The organism is Microbacterium sp., from assembly GCF_031178525.1.
Classification (GTDB): domain Bacteria; phylum Actinomycetota; class Actinomycetes; order Actinomycetales; family Microbacteriaceae; genus Microbacterium.
The window spans coordinates 1-2,015 of record NZ_JAPSJA010000369.1 but is presented as its reverse complement, the minus strand read 5'-3'; the positions used below and the strand labels follow the sequence as shown (position 1 = coordinate 2,015).

Genomic DNA, 2,015 nt, shown 5'->3' with positions numbered 1-2,015 from the left:
ACGAGGAGAGCACATGGACATCGGCTTCGCGCCCGACGAGATCGACACCGCCGCACCGACGCGCGCCGCGCGGCTGAAGTGGGTGGTCGTCGTCGACGGCTCGCTGCCCGCCGGGCGCATCGCGAACGCGACCGCCTGCGTCGGCGCGGCCACGGGCGACGCCGTGGCGGGACTGCTCGGGCCGGATGCGGTCGACGCGCACGGGTCGGCGCACGCGGGTCTCCCCTGGATCGGCTGCACCGTGCTGACCGCCGACGCTGCGCAGCTCGCGACGATCCGGGAGAAAGCCGCGGCCTCGGATGAAGTGTTCGTCGCCGACATGCCCGCCCACGCGCAGCTCACGCGCGTGTACGACGAGTGCCTCGCCGAGGTGTCCGGGCGTCCGTCGGAGGACCTCGGCTACCTCGCGGTCGGCCTCGTCGGGCCGCGCAATCGCGTCGACCGGATCGTGGGACGCCTGCCGCTGCTGGCGTGAGGGCCTGCACCCGGTGCTACGGTGAGGGCATGGAGATCGAGGTCGACAGGAACTAACCGGCACCCGGAGCACTCGGGTGCGCGCTCCTCATCGTCGCCCCGAAAGGTCTCCTCATGCCGCTGTCCCCTTCTGCCATCACGCTGTCGGACGTCTCGTTCGAGTGGCCCGACGGATCCGTCGCCCTCGACGGCCTGAACGGCACCCTCCCGGTCGGTCGCATCGGTCTCGTCGGACGCAACGGCGTCGGCAAATCGACGCTGCTGAAGCTCATCGCGGGCATCCTCACGCCCACGCGCGGGCGCATCGACGCCGCGGGCGACGTCGGCTACCTCCCCCAGACCCTCACGCTCGGACGGGACGCCACGATCGCCGACCTGCTCGGCATCGCACCCGTCCTGCGCGCCCTGCGCGCGATCGAGCGGGGCGACGTCGACGTGCGCCACTTCGACGTGGTCGGCGACGACTGGGACATCGAGGCACGCGCGGACGAGACCCTCGCCGACATCGGCTTCCGCGCGACGGATCTCGTCCGCGGCGTCGGTGAGCTGTCGGGCGGCGAGGCCATGCTCGTCGCCATCACGGGTCTGCGCCTGCGCCGCACCGCCATCACCCTGCTGGATGAGCCGACCAACAACCTCGACCGGCCGACGCGGACTCGCCTCGCCGAGCTGAGCGACAGCTGGCCGGGCACGCTCGTCGTGGTCAGCCACGACCTGGAGCTGCTCGAGCGCATGCACCACACCGCCGAGCTGCGCACCACCGGCCTCGGACAGGCCGGCCGGGGTCGCGGCGCGATGCTCGAGGTGTTCGGCGGCCCCTACAGCGCGTTCCGCGCCTTCGTCGAGCAGGAGCAGACTGCCGCCAGCCAGGCTGCGCGCACCGCGCAGCAGCACCTGAAGGTGGAGAAGCGCCAGCGTGTGGCGGCCGAGGCGAAGCTCGCGGCGCGCGCCCGCGCCGGGAAGAAGTCCGCCGAGAACATGCCGAAGATCCTCGCGAGCGCGCGCAAGCGCAAGGCGCAGGAGACGGCGGGCGCGCACCGCAACCTGCTGGACGAGCGCGTCCAGACCGCGCAGGATGCCCTCGACGCCGCCGACGCCCGCGTGCGCGAGGAGGAGCACATCCACCTCACGCTCCCGGATCCGGATGTCCCGCGCGGCCGGCGGATCGCGGAGCTCACGGACGGATCCCGCACCATCACGATCCAGGGTCCCGAGCGCGTCGCGCTCGTCGGTCCGAACGGCGCGGGCAAGACCACGCTGCTCGAGGCGCTCGTCGCGGGCACGGACGCGACCTCGGGCGCAGACGCGGTGCGCGGCACGCTGCTCACGGATCGCGTCGGCTACCTCCGGCAGCGCATCGACGATCTCGACGAAGCGCGCTCGGCCGTCGACAACGTGCGCGACGCAGCCCCGGGCATCCCGCCCGGCGAGCTGCGCAACCAGCTCGCCCGGCTGCTGCTGCGTGGCAGCGCGCTCGACCGGCCGGTGCGCACGCTGTCGGGTGGCGAGCGCTTCCGCGTCGCCCTCGCCAAGCTGCTGTT

The 2,015-nt window shown here is 73.1% G+C and carries 2 protein-coding genes; both read left to right on the top strand.

All coding sequences use genetic code 11. The annotated features are described in order from the left end of the window. The first annotated feature begins 13 nt into the window (after nt 1-13). A complete protein-coding gene (locus tag RIF89_RS14485; RefSeq protein ID WP_309069779.1) occupies nt 14-475 on the top strand; it encodes a DUF2000 domain-containing protein in 462 nt (153 codons plus the stop codon). A gap of 113 nt (nt 476-588) precedes the next feature. Continuing rightward, nucleotides 589-2,015: ATP-binding cassette domain-containing protein (locus RIF89_RS14480; protein ID WP_309069778.1), on the top strand; the 1,427-nt coding region annotated here is incomplete at its 3' end.

What these genes read in the sequence shown, in the direction of transcription:
- RIF89_RS14485 (WP_309069779.1), top strand. Translation starts at nt 14, where the DNA reads ATGGACATCGGCTTCGCGCCCGACGAGATCGACACCGCCGCACCGACG.